This is a genomic window from Streptomyces venezuelae (assembly GCF_008642275.1).
GTDB lineage: Bacteria > Actinomycetota > Actinomycetes > Streptomycetales > Streptomycetaceae > Streptomyces > Streptomyces venezuelae_E.
In genome coordinates this window covers 803,796-826,552 of sequence record NZ_CP029189.1, presented here as the reverse complement: position 1 = coordinate 826,552, position 22,757 = coordinate 803,796, and the positions used below count along the sequence as shown (strand labels likewise).

Genomic DNA, 22,757 nt, shown 5'->3' with positions numbered 1-22,757 from the left:
GCCCGCGCTACTCGCCCACGGCGACGTAGCGCCAGACCCGGCCGTCGTCCTCGTCCTCGTCGGCGTGGCCGCGGTCCAGGTCGAGGGTGACGCCGGCACCGCCCAGGACCTCCTGGAGGCGCTCGCGCAGCGGCGCACCGAGGTAGTTGTGGTGCAGGTCCAGCTTCTTGAGGTGCGTCAGCGGCTGGCCCGCGAGCAGCGCGGCCCCGCCCTCGTCGGTGAGGACGCCCATGGACAGGTCCAGGACTTCCAGACGGGCGACCACGGGCGCGGACGCGACGGCGGCGGCGATCTCGTCCTGGATGTCGCTGTTGCGCAGGGCCAGGTGGCGCAGGCGCGGCAGGCGGTCCCCGTCGAGGATCGGCGCGACGTCCGCGATGACGGCGTCCCCGCCGTACTCGGACGTGCCGAGCCACAGGTCGAGGTTCTCCAGGAGGGGCAGGTCGCTGGCGGCGACGCCGCGGACCGCCTCGGCGGGCATGCCGCCGGTCTCGACGATCAGGGTGCGGAGCCTGCCGTGCGTCACGCCGGGGAAGCCCAGCCCCGAGCCGCCGCGCACGCCGAACTCCTCCAGCTCCGGGAAGGCGTCGAGGAGCGGGCCGACGTCGCTCTGGACGATCCAGGAGATCTCGCACTGCTCGGACTCCATGTCCCCGAGGAACAGGCCCCGCAGCGCGGGCAGGCGCGTGCGCGCGCCGAGGAGGGCGCCGATGATCTCCTCGGGCCCGGTCTCGTAGGCCTCCTCCCAGGAGCCGACCACGATCGCGCGGACCAGGGTGGTGTCGACCGCGCCGACGAACCGGGCGAACGCCTCGGTCCAGCTCTCCTCGCTGTCGTAGCTGTCGCAGGAGATACGCCATGCGACGGTGTCCGCCGCGGGCAGCGGGGTCGTCTCCGCGTCCTCCGGGGTCGGGAAGTCGAAGACGGGCAGCCCGCACGATTCCGTCAGATGCCTCGGGTAGCTCATGGGTGCCGCCGTTCCTCGCCTGTCGCGTCCGATGTGCTGCAAGTTGTACCAAGCGGCACTGACAGGGGCCGAGGCAGGGGGCGGCGCGGGCGGCCGGAATCCCCGGAGCGGTCCGGTCAGGTCCGGTGGGGGTAGAGGGCGACGCTCCGCGATCCGACGCCGATCTCCGCCCAGGACCCGTCCATGCCGCTGGGGACGGGTGATGCCAGGTCGAACAGCACGGACCAGTGGCCCATCTCCAGGTGGGCGGCTCCGTCCTCGGTCAGGTGAAGCCGGCCGCGCATGATCACCCGGTCGCCTTCCTGCCGGAGCTCCGGCCCGGTGGCGGCGACCGGACGGATGTTCCGGCCCCAGTCGATGTCCGCGTCGACGGTCCATTCGACGAGGTGCCGCCCGTCGGCCTCTTGCGGATCACCGTGCCAGAGCACCACGGCGGACCCGATGGGGGTGTGCACCCGAACGGTCATGCGGTGCTGCGGGGCCTGCGGCAGGATCTCCGTGCGGACGAACACCCCCTCATCATCCACGACGGCACGGCACGGCACGTCTCGGGATCGAGGAGTTGTCGGGCCGCCGAAGTCGGGCGGCGGCCGAGCTGCCGGCGTGCGGCGGGCCGTTGTCAGACCCGCGCCCTACCTTCGGAGAAGAACGCGGCGCACCGGGCGGCGCGGGGGAAGGGGACACCCATGTACCGGCAGGGGGACGTGCTCATCGTGCCGCTCGACGAGTCGGCGGTGCCTGCACACGCGGCCGACGCGGACCAGGTGGCGCGTGACGGGCGGGGCCGGATGGTCCTCGCGCTGGGCGAGGTCACCGGGCACGCACACGCCGTGGTCGGGCCCGGGCGGCTCGTCCGCGAACCGGGACCCTTCGGCCCGATGCTGCTGCATCTCCCGGACGGCGGGCGGGTGGTGCACGAGGAGCACGCGGCGATACCCCTGCCCAAGGGCTGGTACCGGGTCGTGCGGCAGCGGGAGTACATACCCGGAGCGGTACGGATCGTGGCGGACTGACGGCGTGACGGACAGGGGAGGAGCGGGATCGTGTTGACGGACATCGACGTGTGGAGGGCGGCCGCGGCGGCCACCGGGCCGGCCGACCGCCCGGCCGCGGAGGCGGGGGTGCGCCTCGCGTACCGGGCCGCCGGCCTGGCGGAGCCCGAGCGGATCGTCTGGGCGGACTCGCCCCGGGAGGCGGTGCGGCTGCTCGGCGCCGACGGGCCGTACGGGCCCGCCGCGCGCGGGCGCGGCGTACGGGAGGCGGTGCGCAGCGCGCCGTGGGCCGCCGAACGGGACCGGGCACAGCGGCGGCTCGGCCCGCAGGGCTGGGGGCGGCACTGGAGCGCGACAGGAGGCCGCCTGTGGGAGAACACGGAACGACTGGCGGAACGGGTCCGCACCGGGCTCGTCGAGGAGCTGACGGCCGGGGCCGCAGAACCCGCGGCCGCGGAGCGGTCACTGAGGCTGCTGCTCCTGGACGCGGTGCTCGGGCAGCACGACGCGGCCTGGCTGTGCGCCTTCGACACGCGGGAGGGCACGCCCCTGCACGGACTCGGCGTCCTGGCCCGCGCGGCCGGCTGGTGGTGGCCCTACGAGCGGGTGGCCGTGCTGTGCGAGCGCCCGGTGGAGCTGCACCGCGACGAGGCGGGCAGGCTGGACCGCGGAGACGGTCCGGCGCTGGCGTTCCCTGACGGGTTCTCGCTGTACGCGTGGCGGGGCATGCCGGTTCCGGCCGGCTTCCTGGCGGGACTGGACGCGCTGACCCCGCAGCGGATCCGGGAGGAGGAGAACGCCGAACTGCGCCGGGTGATGCTGGAGTTCTACGGGTACGACCGCTATCTGCGGGAGTCGGAAGCCGCGCCCGTGCACCGGGACGAGACGGGTGTCCTGTGGCGCATACCCATGCCGGACGACGAGGCCGTCGTGATGGTGGAGGTCGTCAACTCGACTCCGGAGCCGGACGGCACCAGCCGCACCTACTGGCTGCGGGTGCCGCCGGGGACCCGGACGGCCCGAGAGGGCGTGGCCTGGACGTTCGGTCTCGGGGCCGAGGCGTACGCCCCGCTCCGGGAGACGTGAGGGCGGACCAGGACTCAGGTCTGCCGGAGGTCGACGAAGGGGCGTTCGCCCGGGGACAGGAGCCGGGAGAGGAACAGACCGATGCCGGCGGAGCCGGTCGCGTAGTCGTGGGCGATCCGGTTGAGCCAGCGGCAGGGGAAGGCGATGCCGTCCTCGTTCTCGACCCTGAACCACAGGATGGTTCCGGCGATGTCGCGGGCCCTGTCCCGGTATTCCCGCTCACCGGTGAAGGAGTACATGTCCAGCATGAACTCGCCGATTCCGGCCAGGCCCTCGAAGAGGCCGGGGCTGTAGGCGTACTTGACGAAGGTGTCGTCCGCCACCCGGCGGGCGAGATCGCCGTACTGTTCGATGCCGAGCAGGTCGTGGAACCGGACCAGCACGCTGCCGACGCCGGCGCCTCCGTGGATCCAGTACGGGTACATGACGGGGTCGTCCTGGACCCGCTGCCACTGCAGGCCCAGACCGCTCTCGCTCACATGGGCCAGGTCGAACTCCAGGGCGCGCACGGCGTACGACCGGAAGCGGATGTCGCCGGTCAGCAGATGCAGGTGGAGGAGGAAGAGGGCGATGCCGCTCGCCCCGTGGCCGTAGCCGTAGTGGACCATGCCGTCGAGGGAGGACCGCCAGTAGCAGGTGTCGCCCTCCTGCTGCGCGGTCCTGAGCAGGTGTTCCCCCGCCCGCACCGCGTGGTCGAGGTGGTCCTGCTTCCCCGTCTTCACGTGGAAGCGCAAGGAGGCCAGGCCCCACCCGGCGACCCCGAGGAACATGCCCGGTTCGTCGTACAGCAGCGGCGATGTGTGGAGCATGGCCATCACGGCCTCCGCCCTGTCCTCCCAGCCGAGATCGTGGAAGGCCCAGGCGACGCCCGCCAGTCCCAGGTACAGCCCGGGCGGATAGGTGTCCGTGCCGAGGGGCCGCCCCAGCATCCAGGAGGTCACCTCGGCGGGCAGTGCGGCGGGCCCCTGGGGGCCCGCCGCGGAACGGAGCAGCAGGGCCGGGCCGCAGGCGCCGTAGGCCACGCTGAGCGGGTTCGTCGTGAACACCGTGTAGTCCGCGGGCCAGAGCCGGTCGCCGCGCCGGCTGTCGTAGGTGCGTAGCAGGGTGTCGGCGAGGCCGCCGAGGGTGCGCCGGACCTCCGCGTCGGGGTGGGCCGGGACGCCCCCTTCGGCCGCGAGGGTGTCGCTCGTCAGGGGCATCATGGCGTCACCCGTCCTCCCAGTCGGCGAGCACGGATTTCGCCTCGTCCACCCGGCCGGCGGTCAGGCACGACACGACGGACCGCACCTGGGTGGGGACGCCCAGGGCGACGAGTTCGTCGAGGAAGAGGTCCTGTGCGAGCGGGTTGAGGGCGAAGAACGCGGTGGCGGGCACGACGCTGCTGTAGAGCAGCATGGCGGCGGCGTACCAGTCGTCGCAGGGAAGGAGCCGGTCCCGGGTGGCGCGGTCCGGGTGCAGGAATCCGGGGGTGCCCCAGCGCGTGCCGTAGCTCAGCAGCGCCGCCTCGTCGTCCTCGTGGACCGCGCTCTCGAAGTCGATGAACGACATCCGGAGCGTCTCGGTGTCGATGAGGACGTTGTTCGGCGACAGGTCGCCGAGGACCACGCCGCGCGCGTGCACCTCCTCGACCATGTGGATCAGGCGGCCGACGACCTCGCGGAACCGCGGGACGAACCGTTCCACGCGCCCTTCCCGGCGGATGTACGGCGCGAGGATGACGTCGTCCTGTGCCCAGAAGTCGTGGAACGCGATGCCCGCCACGCGCTCCTCGACCAGAAAGGTGTGCTCCCACTCCTGGAAGAGCTCGACCGGCCGCGGGACGAACGCCAGGCCTTCCAGCCGGCGCAGTACGTCGTACTCGTGACGCAGCATGTCGACGGAGTCGACCGTGCGCTCCCCGGACGTCCAGCAGTTGGTGAGGCGCCGGGCCTCCTTCACGACGACGGGCTCGCGGGTGGCCTCGTCCGTGCCGTGGTAGACACCGCCGGCGTTGGAGAAGGCCAGGGCGCCCTCGATGCGGTAGCGGCCGTTCAGGAGGGTGGCCGCCGGTTCCCCGGCGGGGCGCTCCGTGGCATCCTCCGCCGGTTCCCCGGCGAAGGGGTCGCGGACCCAGGGGGGCAGCCGGAAGTACGGCAGCCGCTCGTCGGCCACGTACGTGCCGTCCGGGGAGACCAGGAACGTGCTCTGCGTGCCGTCGATGTTGAGCCGCCGCGGCGGCCGGAAGCCCCCGTACCGGTAGAAGAGGACCTTGCTGTCCCGGTAGCGGCGGTCCGACAGGACGTACGGGCCCTCGACCGCCTCGTCGGCGGTCCTGCGGTACAGGGTCTCGATGAGCCGGACGAACACGTCCTCGTCGGGCGGGTAGACCGTCATGAACTTGCCCGAGAAGCCGCGCTCCTGGGTCTTCGAGTTGATCACGTTCAGCATCACCGGATCGGCGGCGGCCTTGAACTCGACGCCGTTCTCCACGCACACGGGTACCACGAGATCGAACAGCCGCAGGGTGTGCGCGGGGGTGGAGGAGACGTGGATCTTGAAACCCTGGGTGGGCGGAACGGCGGTCCGCCGAACGGAGCCCGCCGAGGCCGTCGGGCCCGTCGCGCCCGCCGAGCCCGCCGAGCTCCTTGTGCCCGTCGGGCCGGCCGCCTCGGTGGCACCCGCCCCGCCCGCCTTCATCCGGGCGTGCAGCCACACGTCACCGCGTTCCAGGACCCAGGTGTCCGGCAGCAGCCGCTCCAGGGCGTCGCGGTACTGCGGCGTGATGGCCCGGCGGGACAGCGGTTCGTAGTGCCGGTTGTCGACGAGGCCGAAGAGGTGGTGGGCGGCCAGGGCCGCCTGCTGTTCCACGGGTGCTCATCCGCCGGGGCGGCGTGGGCGGCCCCGGCGGACGTGCTGCGGCTGCGGAAGCGGAGTCACATCTGAACCGTTCCGCCGCCACCGCCGGTGCAGGCCACGCTGTAGGTGCTGCAGCCGACCGACTGGGTGCTGTGGAAGCCGGCGATCGCGGCGCTGCCACCCCGGTCGGCGCGGATCTCCTGCAGGCCCAGTACGCGGTCGACGTCGGCGACGGCCCGTTCCAGGTTCGCCCTCGCCCGCGCCGCTCCGGGCGAGGCGGCTTTGGTCCTGCCCTGCTTGGCCATGGCTCCTCCTTCTGTTGGCGGGAAGCGTGCTGCCAGATAAGCGGCATCACCGGTGCCCTGCCCGCGGGCGGATCCGTCCCGCCCCGGCGCTGCCCAGCTGTCGACGAACCCGACCTGCGCAAACACCCGCCCCGTCGCCCTGTGGGCGACGTACTCCGATCGGGTGAGCTCGGAACAGTCGAGGAACTGTGCAGTATGTCCAAATTTGAGGTGTTTTCGCGCGTGAAGCAGAACACTCTCCGCAAGGTATTGCGCATGGGTTCCGGGAGTGGGGGCAGGCGGCCGGATCAAGTCGGTCTGACCGACAGGGGGACTCAGAGGAACGAAAGGCAATACGTACCGTGACGGCAGCACAGCAGACCATCCACGTGGGCGGAGAGTGGCGCGCAGCCCTGTCCGGGGCCACGCGCGAGATCGTCGACCCCGTCGACGCGACTCCTTTCGAGGTCGTGGCGGAGGGCGGCGTCCCGGACACCGACGACGCCGTGGCCGCGGCGCGAGCCGCGTTCGACTTCGGTGCCTGGCCGCGCACGCCCGTCGCCCAGCGGGCCGCCCTGCTGCGCCGGGTCGCCGCACTGCTGGAACGCGACCGGGAGCGGATCGGTGCCCTGGAGAGCCGGGACGCGGGCAAGACGCTGGAGGAGGGCCGCATCGACGTCGACTGCGTCCGCGACGCCTTCCGGTACTTCGCCGACCTCGTGGAGAGCGGGAACGGCGGCGGACGGGTCGTCGACGCCGGTTCGGACGAGGTGCACAGCGTCGTCGTGCACGAGCCGGTCGGTGTCTGCGCCCTGATCACGCCGTGGAACTACCCGCTGCTCCAGGCCAGCTGGAAGATCGCGCCGGCACTCGCCGCCGGCAACACCTTCGTCGTCAAGCCCAGCGAGATCACCCCGCTGACCACCGTCGTGCTGATCGAACTGCTCCTGGAGGCCGGACTTCCGCTCGGCGCGGCCAACATCGTCACCGGTCCCGGCGACACGGTCGGCGCCCGGCTCGCCGAGCACCCCGACGTCGACCTCGTCTCGTTCACGGGTGGGCTCGCCAGCGGCACCAAGGTCGCCCGGTCCGCTGCGGACAGCGTCAAGAAGGTCGCACTCGAACTGGGCGGAAAGAACCCCAACGTCGTCTTCGCCGACGCCTGTCTGACGTCCGAGGGCTTCGACACCGCCGTCGACCAGGCGCTCAACGCCGCCTTCATCCACAGCGGCCAGGTCTGCTCGGCCGGCTCACGCCTCATCGTCGAGGAGCCGCTGCGCGACCGGTTCGTCGCCGAGCTCGCGCGCCGGGCGGAGCTGATCCGGCTGGGACGCGGCACCGACGCCGGCGTCGAGTGCGGTCCGCTCGTCTCCGCGGCCCAGCTGGTGCGGACCGAGGCGTACGTGGCCTCCGCCCTCGCCGAGGGCGCCGTCCTGCGCGCGGGCGGCGGGAGGCCGGCCGGCCCCGGCTACTTCTTCCGCCCCACGGTCCTCGACCGGTGCCACCGCGGCATGCGCGTCGTCCGCGAGGAGGTCTTCGGCCCCGTCCTCACCGTGGAGACCTTCCGCACGGAGGAGGAGGCCGTCGCCCTCGCCAACGACACCGAGTACGGCCTCGCCGGAGCGGTGTGGACCTCCGACGAACAGCGGGCCCGGCGGGTCGCAGGCCTGCTGCGGCACGGCACCGTCTGGATCAACGACTTCCACCCCTACCTGCCGCAGGCGGAATGGGGCGGCTTCGGAAAGTCCGGCATCGGCCGCGAACTGGGCCCCGCCGGTCTCGCCGAATACCAGGAGGCCAAGCACATCTACCAGAACCTCGCTCCGCGCCCCGTGCGCTGGTTCGCAGGCACGACGGCGAAGGGCTGAACATGAACGACCACCACGTGAACGGCAGCCACATGCCCGACGGCTACATGCCCGACAGCCACATGTCCGGCGACCACGTGTACGACTACGTGGTCGTCGGCGGCGGCACCGCCGGATCCGTCATCGCGTCCCGGCTGACCGAGGACCCGGACGTCAGCGTCGCCGTCATCGAGGGCGGCCCCAGCGACGTCGGCCGCGACGACGTCCTCACCCTGCGCCGCTGGATGGGCCTGCTCGGCGGTGAGCTCGACTACGACTACCCCACCACCGAGCAGCCCCGGGGCAACTCGCACATCCGCCACAGCCGTGCGCGGGTGCTGGGCGGCTGCTCCTCGCACAACACCCTCATCGCCTTCAAGCCCCTCCCCTCCGACTGGGACGAGTGGGCCGAGGCGGGCGCCGACGGGTGGGACGCGAAGGCCATGGATCCCTACTTCGCCCGGCTGCGCAACAACATCGTCCCCGTGGGCGAGGCCGACCGGAACGCGATCGCCCGGGACTTCGTAGACGCCGCGCAGAACGCGCTCGGCGTGCCCCGGATCGAGGGCTTCAACCAGGCTCCCTTCCACGAAGGCGCCGGCTTCTTCGACCTCGCCTACCACCCGGAGAGCAACAAGCGCTCGTCCGCCTCGGTCGCCTATCTCCACCCGTTCCTCGACCGGCCGAACCTCCACATAGCCCTGGAGACCTGGGCGTTCCGGCTGGAACTGGAGGGCACCCGCGCCACCGGCGTGCACATCCGTACCAAGGAGGGAACGGAGCACGTCGTACGCGCCCGGCGCGAGGTCCTGGTGTGCGCCGGGGCCGTGGACACCCCGCGCCTGTTGCTGCACTCCGGCATCGGGCCACGCGCCGACCTGGAGAAGCTCGGCATCCCCGTGGTGCACGACCTGCCGGGCGTCGGGGAGAACCTGCTCGACCACCCCGAGTCGGTCATCGTGTGGGAGACGAACGGGCCGATCCCGGAGAACTCCGCGATGGACTCCGACGCGGGACTCTTCGTCCGCCGGGACCCCGGGGCCGAGGGCCCGGACCTGATGTTCCACTTCTACCAGATCCCCTTCACCGACAACCCGGAGCGCCTGGGATACGAACGGCCCGCGCACGGCGTGTCGTTGACGCCGAACATCCCCAAGCCGCGCAGCCGCGGCCGGCTCTACCTGACGAGCGCCGACCCCGAGGTCAAGCCCGCGCTCGACTTCCGGTACTTCACCGACGAGGACGACTACGACGGCCGGACCCTCGTCGACGGCATCCGCATCGCCCGCCGGATCGCGGCGAGCGAGCCGCTGGCCGGATGGCTGCGGCGCGAGGTGTGCCCGGGCCCCGAGGTGACCTCCGACGAGGAGCTCAGCGCGTACGCCCGTCAGGTCGCGCACACCGTCTACCACCCGGCCGGCACCTGCCGCATGGGAGCCGCCGACGACGAACTCGCCGTCGTCGCACCCGACCTGAAGATCCGGGGCCTCGACGGCATCCGGATCGCCGACGCGTCAGTTTTCCCCACCATGACCGCCGTGAACCCCATGATCGGCGTGCTCATGGTCGGCGAGAAGTGCGCCGACCTGCTGGGAGGAACGACCCGATGAACCATCCCGCAACCCCCCTGACGAACGACCCGGCGAAGACACCGGACACCGCCGCGGAGTCCGTCTTCTCCGTACGCGACCTGTGGAAGGTCTTCGGCCCGAAGGCGGACCGCGTCCCCGCCGACCAGGAGCTCGCGGCCCTCGGCGCAGCCGAGCTGCGCGAGCGCACCGGCTGCACCGCCGCCGTCCGCGACGTCTCCTTCGACGTCCGCAAGGGCGAGGTCTTCGTCGTGATGGGCCTGTCGGGCTCCGGCAAGTCCACCCTCGTACGCTGCCTCACCCGGCTCATCGAACCCACCTCGGGCACCGTCTCCATCGACGGCGAGGACGTGCTGTCCATGGACACCGGCCGGCTCCGCGAGCTGCGCCGGCACCGGGCGGCCATGGTCTTCCAGCACTTCGGGCTGCTCCCGCACCGGACGGTGCTCGACAACATCGCCTACGGACTGGAGATCCAGGGCGTGGGACGCGGCGAACGGCGGGACCGGGCGGCCGAGTTCGCCGCCAAGGTCGGCCTGGACGGCATGGAACACCGCAGGCCGGGCCAGCTGTCCGGCGGCCAGCAGCAGCGCGTGGGACTGGCCCGCGCCCTCGCCGTGGACCCCGAGGTCCTGCTGTTCGACGAGCCGTTCAGCGCACTGGACCCGCTCATCCGCCGGGACATGCAGGAGGAGGTCGTGCGCCTGCACCGGGAGGAGGGACGCACGATGGTCTTCATCACCCACGACCTGTCCGAGGCGCTGAAGCTCGGCGACCGCATCGCGCTGATGCGTGACGGCCGGATCGTGCAGCTCGGCACGCCGGAGGAGATCGTCGGCGCCCCCGCCGACGACTACGTCAGGGACTTCGTCCGGGACGTGCCGCGCGAGCAGGTGCTGACCGTGCGCTCGGCCATGCGACCCGCACTCGCCGACGAGTCCGAGTCCGGCCCGGCACTCGCCCCGAGCGCCACCGTCCACGAGGCCATCGAGGCCGTCGCCCGAACCGGCGAGAACGCACGCGTCGTCGAGGGCGGCAGGTGCCTCGGCGTGGTCGACCACGCGGGACTCCTCGGTGTCGTCGCCGGGGTCCCCGCCGCGACCGGGAAGGCGGTGGCCTGATGTACGGCCATACGACCTGGCCGCCGCCGTGCGGCGCGACCGGCCCCGGCACCGGCACCGTACCGGCCGGCACCGGACGGTGGGGCCGATGACCACCACCCTCACCCCGGCTCCTCCGAGCCCCGCCACCACGGCCACGCCCCCCACCGACCACCGGCCCGGAGCACTGCGCACCCTCGCGCACCACCGCGGGCGGCTCATCGGCGTCTGCGCGGCGCTCGCCCTCGTCCTCGGCTGCGTGTTCCTCGGCGCCGGAAACTGGCCCGCCTCGCTCTCCGCCGACGTGTCGGGACCGCTTGAGCGCACCAGCGACTGGATCGTCGACAACCGCGACGGCCACCCGCTCTTCCTCTACTTCTTCGGGCACGTCAGCAACATCGTGGTCGTGTCCGTCCGCGCCGTGTACCTGGTGCTGCTCGCGCTCGGCTGGGCCGGCGTCACCGCAGCGGCCGCCCTGCTGGCCTGGCGGGTCGCGGGAGTCCGGCTCGCGCTGACCTCCGCCGCCGCCTTCGCCGTGTGCGGACTGCTCGGCATGTGGGTGCCCACCATGCAGACGCTCGCCCTGATGGTGGTCGCCGTCGCCGCGTCCGTGCTGCTCGGCGGCCTCCTCGGACTGGCCGCCGGCCTGTCGGACCGGATGCACCGGATCCTGCGGCCCGTGCTGGACACCATGCAGGTGCTGCCGGCCTTCGCGTACCTCCTGCCCGTCGTCCTCGTCTTCGGCATCGGCGTACCCGCGGCCGTCCTCGCGACCGTCGTCTACGCGGCCCCGCCCATGGCCCGCCTCACCGCGCTCGGGCTGCGCGACGCGGACGCCGGCGTCGTGGAGGCCGCCACCTCCCTCGGCGCCACCGGAAGGCAGCGGCTGCTGACGGCCCGGCTTCCACTGGCCCGCAAGGAACTGCTGCTCGGCGTCAACCAGTCGATCATGATGGCGCTGGGCATGGCCGTGATCGCGTCCGTCATCGGTGCGGGCGGCCTCGGCGACCGCGTCTACCAGGCGCTGGCCTCCGTCGACGTCGGTGCGGCACTCGCCGCCGGTGTGCCGATCGTGCTGCTCGCCATCGTCCTCGACCGGGTCACCGCCGCCGCGGGAGAGCGGATCGGCGAAGCCCCGGCCGACCGGTCCGGGCTCCGCTGGGCCGTCGCCGCCCTGGTGACCGTCGCCGTCGCCGCCGGGACCCGCCTGCTCGACCGGCTGGCCTGGCCCGACGCGTGGACGGTGGACATCGCCGGGCCGGTCAACAAGACGGTCGACTGGATGACCGCCCACCTCTACTCCGGCGTGCCCCTCGTCGGCGGCACCGCGGACTGGGCCGGGCACTTCACCACGTGGGTCCTCAACCCCCTGCGCGACGGACTGCAGTGGCTGCCCTGGTGGTCGGTCCTGCTGACCGTCGGCGTACTCGCCCTGCTCATCGGCACCTGGCGCACCGCCGCGACCGCCGTCCTCGCGATGGCCGCCATCGGCGTCCTCGGCGTGTGGGACCCGGCGCTCGACACGCTGTCCCAGGTCCTGGCCGCCGTCGCCGTGACCCTGCTGCTCGGTATCGCCCTCGGCGTCGCCGCGGCCCGCAGCACCCGCCTGGGGCGCGTGCTGCGTCCGGCGCTCGACGTCTTCCAGACGATGCCGCAGTTCGTGTACCTGATCCCCGTCGTCGCCCTGTTCGGTGTGGGCCGCGCCCCGGCCGCCGCGGCCGCCGTGGTCTACGCGCTGCCCGCGGTCGTGCGCATCACGGCCCAGGGCGTGCGCGCGGTGGACCCGGGCGCACTGGAGTCCGCCCGCTCGCTGGGCGCGACCGGCCGACAGCAACTGCTCCAGGTCCAGCTGCCGCTGGCCCGGCCCGCGCTGCTGCTGGCCGTCAACCAGGGCGTGGTGCTGGTCCTCGCCGTGGTCGTCATCGGCGGCCTCGTGGGCGGCGGCGCGCTCGGCTACGACGCGGTGTTCGGACTCGCCCAGGGCGACCTGGCGACCGGTCTGGTCGCCGGCGCGGCGATCGTCTGCCTCGGCCTGGTCCTCGACCGCGTCACCCAGCCGACCGGGCGCCGCAACCCCGCCGGAAAGGGGGCCTGACATGGCTCGCACACGACGTACCCGCTCCGCCGCGCTCGCGGCCGGCCTCGCCTTCGCCCTGACGGCCCTCACGGGCTGCGGTGCCGCCGACATGACCCGCCAGGCCTCCCCGTACGCCGACGCCGGGGGCTCCCGTACGGTGACCCTCTCCGTGCAGTCGTGGGTGGGCGCACAGGCCAACGTCGCCGTCGCCCAGTACCTGCTGGAGCACGAGCTCGACTACCGCGTGGACACCGTCCAGATCGACGAGGTACCGGCCTGGGACGCGCTCAGCCAGGGCCGCGTGGACGCCATCCTGGAGGACTGGGGCCACCCCGAGCAGGAGAAGCGGTACATCGACGACAAGGGGACCATCGCGCGGGGCGGCGACCTCGGGGTGACCGGCCACATCGGCTGGTTCGTGCCGACCTACTTCGCCGAGGAACACCCGGACGTCACCGACTGGAAGAACCTGGACAAGTACGCCGCCGAGTTCCGCACCGCGGAGAGCGGCGGCAAGGGCCAGCTGCTGGACGGCTCCCCGTCCTACGTGACGAACGACAAGGCCCTCGTGAAGAACCTGGACCTCGACTACCAGGTCGTGTTCGCGGGATCGGAAGCGGCGCAGATCACGCAGATCAGGCAGTTCGCCAAGGAGAAGAAGCCCTTCCTGAGCTACTGGTACAAACCCCAGTGGCTGTTCGAGAAGGTACCGATGACGGAGGTGGAACTGCCCGCCTACGAAAAGGGCTGTGACACCGACCCGCAGAAGGTGGCCTGCGCCTACCCGCACACCCCGCTGCAGAAGTTCCTCAACGCCCGCTTCGCGGACGGCGGAGGTGACGCCGCGGCCTTCCTGAAGAAGTTCCGGTGGACGACCGAGATGCAGAACGACGTCGCCCTGATGATCGCCGAGGAGAAGCTGTCGCCGCAGGAGGCGGCGGCCCGGTGGGTGGAACGGAACGAGGCCACCTGGCGGTCGTGGCTCCCGTCCTGACCCGCGGGCCCTGTCGCCGAGTCGCCGACCCCGGGCGTCACTTCCGCCCGCGAGCGGCGCGGACCGGCGACGCGCCACCGGCTGGAGGGGGCCGTCGCGGGCGGCCCCCGCACCGCCCCCTCCCACGTCGCCGGGTCTGCGCCCGGGGACGATACTGAAGGCGACGGCGCGTGGAGGCGACATGCGTGAACCGGAGCACCGCGGCCCGGGGCCGGTCCCGGCCACCGTCGGCGACACGGCAGCGGTCGTCCTGGACGAGGAGGGCGTGGTCCTCGCCCGCTCGCAGCGGGCCGCGACGCTGCTGGACTGCTCGCCGGGCCGGACCTGCGTCCCCCTGCTGGGGATGCTGCCGCGCGCCGGAACGGACGCGGGACGCACCGGGCACCTGACAACCGCCCCGGGCGCCGGCCGGACGGCGCGGCAGCCCCCGCTGGTCTGCACCGTCGTCCCGCTCACGGCTCATGCCCCGGGCGGTCCCGGCACCGGTACGCAGTGGCTCGTCCTCCTCACCCCGGAGGAGACGGCGGAGGGGGCCGCCGAGCGGGACGCGCACAGACGCCGGACGGGGCTCTCCCAAGCCGCCGCAGCGGGCATCGGCACCTCCCTCGACGTGATCGAGATGGCCGAGACCCTGGTGAATCTGCTCGTCCCCGACTTCGCCGACCTGGCGACCGTGGACATCGCGGAGAACGTGCTGGTGGGCGACGAGCCCCCGCGCTTCGACACCAGTGGCGACGTCCGCCTGCGCCGGACCGCCGCCGCGCAGAGCCCGGAGATATCCGCCGAGGACCTGCTGGCGGTGGGAGAGGCACTGCCTCCCGTGACGGACAGCACGCTGATGCGTCCCCTCATGAAGGGGCTGCCCGTGCTCGTGCCGGACGTCGCCGTCCTGCAGGCGAAGCTCGGTGTGGACCCGAAGGCCCTGCCGCTGTTCGTCCCGAGCGGAGCGCATTCCTCCGTAGCCATGCCGCTCTACGCCCGGGGCCTGATCCTCGGCTGCGTCACCGTCTGGCGCAGCCAGTTGCCCTACGCGTTCGGTGAGGAGGACGCCGCGCTCCTGCGGGACGTCGTCTCCAGAGCGGCACTCGGCGTGGACAACGCGCGCCGCTACACCAAGGAACACCGGTCGGTGGTCACCCTGCAGCGGAGCCTGCTGCCGCGTTCGGCCCTGGACTCCGCCGCCGCCGAAACGGTGGGCGTCTACCAGCCGGCGGGCGACGGCCTGAGCGTCGGCGGAGACTGGTTCGACGTGATCCCCCTGCCCTCGTTGCGCGTCGCGTTCGTCGTCGGAGACGTCGTCGGCCACGGCCTCGACGCCACGGCGGCCATGGCACGGCTGCGGACCGCGGTACAGACCCTCGCCGACCTCGACCTGGATCCGGGCGAGCTCCTCACGCACCTGGACGACCTGGTACTCGGCTTCTCCGAGGAGCAGATGACCAGCGAGTCCCGCTCGGACCGCGCGGAGCGCTCCGAGCCCGCCGTGCTGGGAGCGACGTGCCTGTACGCCGTCTACGACCCGGTGGCGGGGCGGTGCGCCGTCGCCGCCGCGGGACATCCGCCACCGGTCCTGCTGCCGCCGGACGGGGAGCCGGTCTTCCTCGACGTGACGCCGGGGCCGCCCTTGGGGGTGGGCGGAGTGCCGTTCCAGGTGACCGAGTTCGTCGTGCGGCCCGACAGCATGCTCGCGTTCTTCACCGACGGACTCGTCGAGAGCCGGGTCGGCGACATCGAGGAGGGGATGGAGAGACTGCGCGGCTCGTTCGCCGGAGCCGATCCGAGAACGCTGCCGCTCGACGAGCTCAGCCGGACCGTCTTCGACGGGGTGCGGCCTGAAGAGCCCGTCGACGACGCCGCCTTGCTGCTGGCCCGCATCCACGCACTCCCGTCCGACCAGGTGGCCGAGTGGGAACTCGACGCCGACCTCTCGCTCGTCGCGCACGCCCGCGAGCTGGTCGTGGGCCAGCTGTCCGACTGGCAGCTGGACGAGCTGGGCTTCGTCACCGAACTCGTCGTCAGCGAGCTCGTCACGAACGCGATCCGCTACGCCGGGGGACCGGTCGGGCTCCGGCTGATCCGCGACCGGGTCCTCGTCTGCGAGGTGTCCGACCCGAGCAGCACGCAGCCACGCCTGCGCCGGGCGCGGGAAACCGACGAGGGCGGGCGGGGCCTGTTCCTCGTGGCCCAGCTCACCGACCGGTGGGGCTGCCGGTTCACCGGTACCGGCAAGACCATCTGGACGGAGCAGCCCCTGGCCGGGCCGCGCGGCTGAGGACGATCCCTCCTTCTGCCGTCCGGCGCACGACGACGGCAGGGGAGTCCCGCCGCACCGGATGCCGGAGGACAGCCCGCGCACGGTACCCCGGCCGTGGTACCGGCCGGGCACGCCCGGGCCGCTGCGGGCCGCCGGTCGCTCCGCGTGCGTGCGTACGGTCCACCCGGTAGCGTCGGGAACGAGCGTTCCGTCCCAACCGCTGCCGCCTTGCCCGGCGGGGCAGCCGCCGCGCAAGGCGGCGGAGGAACGAGAACACATGCCACAGCACGCCATCCACGCGGTGACCGCCGCGGCCGCTCTGGTCTCCCTGGCAGCGTTCGGCCCCGTACCGAGCGGCGCCGCGTCACCGTCCTCCCAGAGCCCCGCCCCGTCCGCCTCCTCCGCCGCCCGGACCGCAGCGGCGGCCCCGCCCCGGTTCGTACCCGGCCCGTGCCCGCAGCCGCCCGAGCCGATCGAAGCGCTCGCCGGCGCGCGCTGCGGTGTCCTGGAGGTCCCCGAGAACCGCTCCCGCCCCGACGGCCGGACCATCGAGCTCGCCGTGGCGGTCATCCCGGCCGCCGAACCGGCGAAGCCGGCCCAGGACCCCGTGGTCTTCATGGCGGGCGGCCCCGGTGGCGACACGTTCGACGACATTCCGTTCCTCGTCGAGTCCGGCCTGAACAAGGACCGCGAACTGATCGTCATGGCCCAGCGCGGCAACCTCTACAACCGGCCGAACCTCGCCTGCCCGGAGATCGACCGCTTCAACGCGCAGGCCGTGGGCCTGCGCTACGGCACGGAGCCGACCCAGCAGCTCATGCTGAAGGCGGTCAAGGAGTGCAGGGACCGCCTGACGGCCGACGGCGTCGACCTGAGCGCCTACAACACCACCGAGAACGCGGCCGACTTCGCCGACCTGCGCACCGCACTGGGTATCCCCCGGTGGAACGTCTACGGGTACTCCTACGGCAGCGACCTGGCCCTCACGTACCTGCGCCTGCACCCCGAGGGAATCCGCGCGCTGGCCATCGACTCGGTCACACCGCCCCGGAGCGCGGCGCTGCCCTGGGGATGGAGCAGCGCCGCCGAGGGGATCGGCAACATCTTCGAGGCGTGCGCGGCCGAGCCCGCCTGCAAGAACCGGTACCCCGACCTGCCCCGCACCCTGACCGAGCAGGTACGCAAGCTGGAGGCACACCCCCTGACGCTGAACGTCCCGCCGCCCGGAGGCGGGAAGCCGGTCAAGGTCGTCCTCGACGGGGGCGCGCTGATGGACGTGATCGTCGCCTTCGGCGTCCGGCCCAAGGACATCCCGGCGGCGCTCGACGAACTCCGCGACGGAAACCCGGAACGCTTCGCGAAAGCCCGTGCGGCCGGCTCCGTCCAGAACGTCGGCGCGTTCGCACACGGACTGACGGAATCGGTGGCGTGCAGCGAGTGGGCACCGGGCCACTCGGAAGCCGACGTGCTGAAGGCCGGACGCCAGGCCTTCCCCGGATGGCCGGACACCGTCCTGGCCCAGGTGCCGCAACTGCCCTACCAGTACCCGGTCTGCCGGGTCTGGAACGTACCGGACCGCGCGTCCGTCCAGCGGGTGGCCACGGTCAGCCCGGTGCCGGCGCTCCTCCTGTCCGGGACGTTCGACGTCAAGACGGGGGCGAGCTGGGCCAAGGGCGTGGCCGGCGACCTGTCCCGCTCGACCGCCGTGCAGATCCCCGGAATCGGCCACTGGGTGGTCCCGCAGTCGCCCTGCGCCCAGCGCATCCTCGCATCGTTCCTCGCCCACCCGACCGCGCCCGACACCAGCTGTGCGGACGGCCTCAGGCCCGAACCGTTCACGATCGCCCCGAACTGACCGGGAGGGCAGATGCCACTGCACCCCGCGCCCCGTCGGCGCCCCACCGCACGACGGCTCCTGGCCGCACCGGCCGGCGTGGTGACCGGTCTCCTCGTCACCGGCCTCCTCACGGCGTCCGCTCAGGCGCAGTCCCGCACCGACACCAGCCCCGGCCCCGACGCGCCGACCGGCACGGTCGCCCGCACGGTGGGCGACGCCCGCTTCGAACCGGGCCCCTGTCCCAGGACGCCGGAACCGATCCAGGCCCTCGACAAGGCCCGCTGCGGAACCCTCACCGTGCCCGAGAACCGCGCCGCCCCGAACGGCCGGACGATCGAACTCGGTGTCGCGATCGTGCCCGCCGCGAGCGACCACCCGAAACCCGACCCCATCGTGTGGCTCGCGGGCGGCCCCGGCGACGACGCCGTGGGCGAGGCGAAGATGGCGATCGACGGCGGCCTGAACCGTGACCGCGACGTCATCTTCATGTCCCAGCGCGGTACGTACTCGGCCGACCCCGATCTCCTCTGCCCCAACATCGACGAGTTCAACGCACGCGCCGTCGGACTCGTCTCCGGCGCCCCGTCCACCGAACGCCTGCACGTCGAGGCCACGAAGGCCTGCCGCGACCGGCTCGCGGCCCGCGGGATCGACCTCGCCGCCTACAACGACACCGAGAGCGCCGCCGACTACGAGGACCTGCGCAAGGCGCTGGACATCGAGCAGTGGAACCTGTTCGGGATCTCCTACGGCACCCACCTGGCACTGGTCTACATGCGCCTGCACCCCGAGGGCCTGCGCTCCGTGGGCATCGACGGCATACTGCCGCCCTCCAGGTCCGGTTCGGCGGGGACCTGGAGCAGCGCCCGGCAGGGCTTCGACGGCCTGTTCAAGGCCTGCGCGGAGCAGCCGGCCTGCAACAAGCGCTATCCGAACCTGTCGGCCACCTTCGACCGGCTCGTCCGCGAACTCGAAGCCAAGCCGGTCACCACCACCGTCACCCTCCCCGGCAGCGACAAGCCGGTGAAGGTGGTCCTGGACGGCGGAGCCCTGGTGAACTGGATGACCTCCGCCACCCACGTGGCCCCCCAGGTCCCGGCCGCGCTCGACGAGCTCGCACACGGCAAGCCGCAGCGGATCGCCCAGCAGTGGGCGGGCGGCAAGCTCAGCCCCCAGGCCGTCGGACGGGTGGCGCACGGCCTGGTCTACGGCGTCTTCTGCAGCGAGTGGACCCCGTACGAGAGCCAGGAGGAGGCGCTGCGGGGCGGACAGCAGGCCTTCCCGTCCTTCCCCCGCACGGTACAGGCCGAAGCCCCGCAGCTCGGCTTCCTCCGCCCGGACTGCGCCGCCTGGAACGTTCCCCCGGCGTCGCCCTCGATCCGGGACGTCACCCGAGGCGACATCCCGACCCTCGCCCTGTCGGGCGGGTTCGACTCCCAGACCGGAGCGGACAACGGGCCGTACGTCGCCCGGACGCTGGACAAGGCCAAGGTCGTCACGGTCCCCTACGAGCCGCACGTGGTGTTCGCCACCTCCGAGTGCGCCCAGGAGATCACCGTCTCCTTCTTCGACGACCCCGCCGCGCCGAACACCGAATGCCTGAAGACCCTCCGGGCGCCCGAGTTCGAGATCGGGCCCTGAGCACGGGACCGCCCCTGTGGAGGCGGGCCGGAGCAGCGGCTAGGGTGGCCTGAAGAGGCTGTGGGAGAGCCGGGAGCCGTCATGCGCGGACACCGTTCCGAGCAGCCCGACAACGTGCAGGAACTGCTCGTCGCCCTCGGGCAGCTCGTCGATCAGGCCCTGGACCGGATCGAGTACCAGCGGGCCAGGGTGGAGCTGGCCGTGGCCCTGCAGCGCCACATGCTGCCACCCGGACTGCCGCAGCTGCCCGGACTGAGCCTGGCCGCCAGGTACGCGCCCTCCCGGGGCGGTCTGGAGGTGGGCGGCGACTGGTACGACGCCTTCGTCATGCACGACGGGTCACTGGGCCTCACGGTCGGCGACGTCCAGGGCCACGACGTGGAGGCCATCGCCTTCATGGGACAGGTGCGCACCAGCCTGCGCGCCCTCGCCCAGACGACGAGCGACACCCGGGAAGTACTGGGCCGCGCCAACGACCTGCTGATCGGCATGGGGTGCGGCCTCTTCGCGACGTGCTGTTTCCTCCGTTTCGACCCGGTCAGCCGTGACATGAGCGTCTCCAGGGCCGGCCACGTACCGATGGTCTGGGCCACCGCCGACGGCCGGCACGGCATCGCCCTCGACCGCGGCGGGCCCCCGCTCGGCATCGTCTCGGGTGAGCGGTACCCGGTGACCCACCGGCGTCTCACCGAGGCGGGAGTGCTCGTCCTGCTCACCGACGGAGTGGTGGAAGGCCCGCAGTACCCGATGGAGGCCGGTCTGGCCGAGGTGGCCAGACTGGTGCGCGCCGGGTTCGACGCCGATCCCGACGTACTGGCCTCCGCCGTCGTCAAGGTGGCCGACCTGACGGGACACCGCGACGACGCCGCGGTCCTCGTCGTCCGCTACGACGGCCCCCGGGCGCCGGGCTGACCGCTGATGCGGCCACCGTGGCCGCTGGGCTCGCCGGGGGCCGGATCCGAGCGCAGACTGCTGTCGTGGGCAGCACGGAGAAGGGTCGTCTCGGGTCCACCGTGCTGCGCATCCTCGCCGTCGCCGCCGTCTACTACGGTGCCGCGCGGATCGGCCTCCTCGAACAGCTGGTACGTGACCAGGTCACCCCGCTGTGGCCGCCGACGGGCGTCGCACTGGCCGCCCTGCTCGTGATGGGGCTGCGCGTCTGGCCGGGCATCGCGCTCGGCGCTTTCCTGGTCAACGTGTCCCTCGGGCCGTCGCTGCTCTCCGTACTGGTCATCACCGCGGGCAACACCCTCGCGCCGGTCTGCGCCTGCCTGATGCTGCGCAGGGCCGGGTTCAGGAACGAGCTGGACCGCCTGCGGGACGTACTGGCCCTGGTCTTCCTCGGCGCGCTCGCCGGGATGTCGATCAGTTCGACCATCGGCAGCGGGATACTCGTGCTCTCCGGAGCCCTGGAAGCGGGCGACTTCTGGCCGACCTGGTCGGTGTGGTGGACCGGTGACGCGATGGGGATCCTCGTCGTGACGCCCTTCCTGCTCGTGCTGCGCAAGGCCCGGTGGCCTTCGGGGGCCGGACCCGCACGGTGGTTCGAGGCCGTGGCGCTGGCCGTCGGTACGGTCCTCGTCACGCTCCTGGCGACGCGCACGCGCGACTCGAACCTGCTCTTCCTCGTCTCGCCGTTCCTGATCTGGGCGGCGTTCCGCTTCCGGCTGGCCGGCGCGGCGCCGTGTGCGCTCGCCGTGGTGACGCTGGCGGTGCTGGCCGCCGACGGCGACAGAGGCCCGTTCGTGGGCGGCGACGTGTTCGCGAACATGGTGACGCTCCAGGCCTTCAACGGCACGACCGCGCTGACGGCCCTCCTCATCGCGGCCGTCATCACCGAACGCGACAGGACGCACGAGGAGATCAAGCAGCTCTGCGAGCGGCTCGGGGAGGTGGTGGCCCGGATGGAGCCCCGCCCCACGTCGTACCGGCACCCGCCCGATGACCATCCGCCGCCCTGACGGGCCCGCCGTGGGCGGGCCCGGGGGCCGGTGCGGGCAGCCCGGGCAGGGTGCCCGTACCGGGACGGCCGTTACCGGTCAGTCCCTGCCGAGCAGGGTGTTCATCCGGGTGATCTCCGCACTCTGGGAGGTGATGATCGCCGCGGCCATGTCCTTGGCGGGCCGGTACGCGCCGTCGGCCTGCTCGGTCCTGGCCATGGCGACGGCGCCCTCGTGATGCCTGACCATCATCTGCAGGAAGGCGGCGTCGAAGGCCTTGCCGGAGGAGGCCGTGAGCTGCCGCATCTCCTCGGCGCCCATCATGCCGGCCATGTCGTGTCCACCGTGGCCCTCGTCCGCGGCGGGAACCTTCTCGCCCCAGGAGACCAGCCAGCCGGAGAGGGTGCCGATCTCCGGGTCCTGGGCCTTCCTGACCTCCTCCGCGAGCGTCTTCACCTCCGCGGACTCCGCGCGGGTCGCGGCGAGGCCGGCCATCTCGACGGCCTGCTGGTGGTGGGGGATCATCCCCTGGGCGAAGACGGTGTCGGCGGTGTTGTGGTCGGCCCGCCCTGCCGCGGCGGAGCCGGACGGCGCGGTGGAGGCGCCGTGCCCGGCATGGGCCGAGCCGGAGTCGTCGCCGCCACAGGCGGTGAGGACGAGTGCGGCGGTGGCGGCCGCGGCCAGGGCCGCGGCGCGGCGGATCGGGGAACGCTTGCTGGTCATGGTGCTGCTCCTGCGGTGAGGGCACGCGCGTGTCGGGGCGCGCCGGAAAGAGGGACGGGTCCGAGTGCTCGGACCGCCCTATATGCGCAGGAGCTGCAATTCGCTCAGTGACGGCGGCGCGCGACCGCCGGCCGCACCGTTCGTGCCGGTCCCGGGGCCGAGGACCGGCACGGCCGCGACGCCACTGGGGGCGGCGGCCGGAGCGGGCAGGACCGGGGCGCCCGCCGTACCCGCGGCGGCACAGGTCGCATCCGCGTGCTGGCTGTGCCCGCCACTCCCGTCGTCGGCCGGCTCGTCGGCCCGCACGGCGGGGGCGTGCCGCGTCGCGTGCTCGCCGACGGCAGGCTCACCGTGCGCGCCGGCCGTCCCGTGGGTGCCCGTGCACCCGGGTGCGGCGGCGGAAGCCGCGACGATTCCGCCCGGCCCCAGGCCGTGCATGGCCACGAGGCCCACCAGCACGGCCAGGACCAGCAGGAGGTAGGAGCGCAGCACGAGGGGCGTCATCGCGCGAGCCCCCTGCTGATCCATACCGGCATCGTAGGCGCCCTGCGCGGGGCAGGCGCGGCCGGGGCCGTGAAGTCCCCTGTGCAT

19 protein-coding genes are annotated in these 22,757 nt (G+C 72.8%); 12 read left to right on the top strand and 7 right to left on the bottom strand.

Annotated features, from left to right (window positions below; all coding sequences use genetic code 11):
* Window positions 1-7 precede the first annotated feature (7 nt).
* Together DEJ51_RS03705 and DEJ51_RS03700 are read right to left on the bottom strand one after the other, a co-directional pair.
* Entirely contained in the window at window positions 8-967 is a 960-nt protein-coding gene (locus DEJ51_RS03705; RefSeq protein ID WP_150256226.1) for an STM4015 family protein, read from the bottom strand.
* A gap of 116 nt (window positions 968-1,083) precedes the next feature.
* Window positions 1,084-1,479 (bottom strand): hypothetical protein, encoded by a 396-nt coding sequence (locus DEJ51_RS03700; protein ID WP_223835647.1) that lies wholly within the window; start codon window positions 1,477-1,479, stop codon window positions 1,084-1,086.
* Window positions 1,480-1,653: 174 nt separating this feature from the next.
* On the opposite strand from DEJ51_RS03700, the gene DEJ51_RS03695 reads away from it, so the two are divergent.
* A complete protein-coding gene (locus tag DEJ51_RS03695; protein ID WP_150256223.1) occupies window positions 1,654-1,980 on the top strand; it encodes a hypothetical protein in 327 nt (108 codons plus the stop codon).
* Window positions 1,981-2,013: 33 nt separating this feature from the next.
* The gene (locus DEJ51_RS03690) at window positions 2,014-3,045 is read left to right on the top strand and encodes a DUF6745 domain-containing protein (protein WP_150261674.1); all 1,032 of its coding nucleotides are present in this window, start codon (window positions 2,014-2,016) and stop codon (window positions 3,043-3,045) included.
* A gap of 14 nt (window positions 3,046-3,059) precedes the next feature.
* On the opposite strand, the gene DEJ51_RS03685 is transcribed toward DEJ51_RS03690, so the two are convergent.
* The 3 genes from DEJ51_RS03685 to DEJ51_RS03675 form a co-directional block, all read right to left on the bottom strand.
* Window positions 3,060-4,247, bottom strand: coding sequence for a lanthionine synthetase C family protein (locus DEJ51_RS03685; RefSeq protein WP_150256221.1), 1,188 nt, complete (start codon window positions 4,245-4,247; stop codon window positions 3,060-3,062).
* A 4-nt stretch (window positions 4,248-4,251) separates the two neighbouring features.
* Window positions 4,252-5,892, bottom strand: coding sequence for a protein kinase domain-containing protein (locus tag DEJ51_RS03680; protein ID WP_150256219.1), 1,641 nt, complete (start codon window positions 5,890-5,892; stop codon window positions 4,252-4,254).
* Between the two features lie 65 nt (window positions 5,893-5,957).
* Window positions 5,958-6,185, bottom strand: a complete 228-nt coding sequence (locus DEJ51_RS03675; RefSeq protein ID WP_150256217.1) for a hypothetical protein — start codon at window positions 6,183-6,185, stop codon at window positions 5,958-5,960.
* Between the two features lie 341 nt (window positions 6,186-6,526).
* Here DEJ51_RS03675 and DEJ51_RS03670 point away from each other — a divergent pair, with 341 nt between their 5' ends.
* The 10 genes from DEJ51_RS03670 (at window position 6,527) to DEJ51_RS03625 (ending at window position 21,464) form a co-directional block, all read left to right on the top strand.
* Window positions 6,527-8,032, top strand: coding sequence for an aldehyde dehydrogenase family protein (locus DEJ51_RS03670; protein WP_150256215.1), 1,506 nt, complete (start codon window positions 6,527-6,529; stop codon window positions 8,030-8,032).
* A 62-nt stretch (window positions 8,033-8,094) separates the two neighbouring features.
* The gene (locus DEJ51_RS03665) at window positions 8,095-9,621 is read left to right on the top strand and encodes a GMC family oxidoreductase (protein WP_150261673.1); all 1,527 of its coding nucleotides are present in this window, start codon (window positions 8,095-8,097) and stop codon (window positions 9,619-9,621) included.
* A complete protein-coding gene (locus DEJ51_RS03660; protein WP_150256213.1) occupies window positions 9,618-10,721 on the top strand; it encodes a glycine betaine/L-proline ABC transporter ATP-binding protein in 1,104 nt (367 codons plus the stop codon). The genes DEJ51_RS03665 and DEJ51_RS03660 overlap by 4 nt, the downstream gene beginning before the upstream one ends.
* A gap of 88 nt (window positions 10,722-10,809) precedes the next feature.
* Window positions 10,810-12,795 (top strand): ABC transporter permease subunit, encoded by a 1,986-nt coding sequence (locus DEJ51_RS03655; protein ID WP_150256211.1) that lies wholly within the window; start codon window positions 10,810-10,812, stop codon window positions 12,793-12,795.
* A 1-nt stretch (window position 12,796) separates the two neighbouring features.
* On the top strand, window positions 12,797-13,771 hold the full coding sequence (locus DEJ51_RS03650) for an ABC transporter substrate-binding protein (protein ID WP_150256209.1): 975 nt from the start codon (window positions 12,797-12,799) through the stop codon (window positions 13,769-13,771).
* Window positions 13,772-13,952: 181 nt separating this feature from the next.
* The gene (locus DEJ51_RS03645) at window positions 13,953-16,043 is read left to right on the top strand and encodes an ATP-binding SpoIIE family protein phosphatase (protein ID WP_150256207.1); all 2,091 of its coding nucleotides are present in this window, start codon (window positions 13,953-13,955) and stop codon (window positions 16,041-16,043) included.
* Window positions 16,044-16,302: 259 nt separating this feature from the next.
* Entirely contained in the window at window positions 16,303-17,880 is a 1,578-nt protein-coding gene (locus DEJ51_RS03640; protein WP_150256205.1) for an alpha/beta fold hydrolase, read from the top strand.
* 12 nt (window positions 17,881-17,892) lie between these two features.
* A complete protein-coding gene (locus DEJ51_RS03635) occupies window positions 17,893-19,503 on the top strand; it encodes an alpha/beta fold hydrolase (RefSeq protein WP_150256203.1) in 1,611 nt (536 codons plus the stop codon).
* A gap of 81 nt (window positions 19,504-19,584) precedes the next feature.
* Complete coding sequence (locus DEJ51_RS03630) at window positions 19,585-20,415, top strand: PP2C family protein-serine/threonine phosphatase (protein ID WP_150256202.1); 831 nt, start codon at window positions 19,585-19,587, stop codon at window positions 20,413-20,415.
* Window positions 20,416-20,480: 65 nt separating this feature from the next.
* Window positions 20,481-21,464, top strand: a complete 984-nt coding sequence (locus DEJ51_RS03625; RefSeq protein WP_150256200.1) for an MASE1 domain-containing protein — start codon at window positions 20,481-20,483, stop codon at window positions 21,462-21,464.
* Window positions 21,465-21,542: 78 nt separating this feature from the next.
* Here the strand turns inward: DEJ51_RS03625 and DEJ51_RS03620 are convergent, their stop codons facing one another.
* Together DEJ51_RS03620 and DEJ51_RS03615 are read right to left on the bottom strand one after the other, a co-directional pair.
* Window positions 21,543-22,166, bottom strand: a complete 624-nt coding sequence (locus tag DEJ51_RS03620; protein WP_150256198.1) for a DUF305 domain-containing protein — start codon at window positions 22,164-22,166, stop codon at window positions 21,543-21,545.
* A gap of 78 nt (window positions 22,167-22,244) precedes the next feature.
* Complete coding sequence (locus DEJ51_RS03615) at window positions 22,245-22,694, bottom strand: DUF6153 family protein (protein WP_223835646.1); 450 nt, start codon at window positions 22,692-22,694, stop codon at window positions 22,245-22,247.
* Window positions 22,695-22,757: the final 63 nt, after the last annotated feature.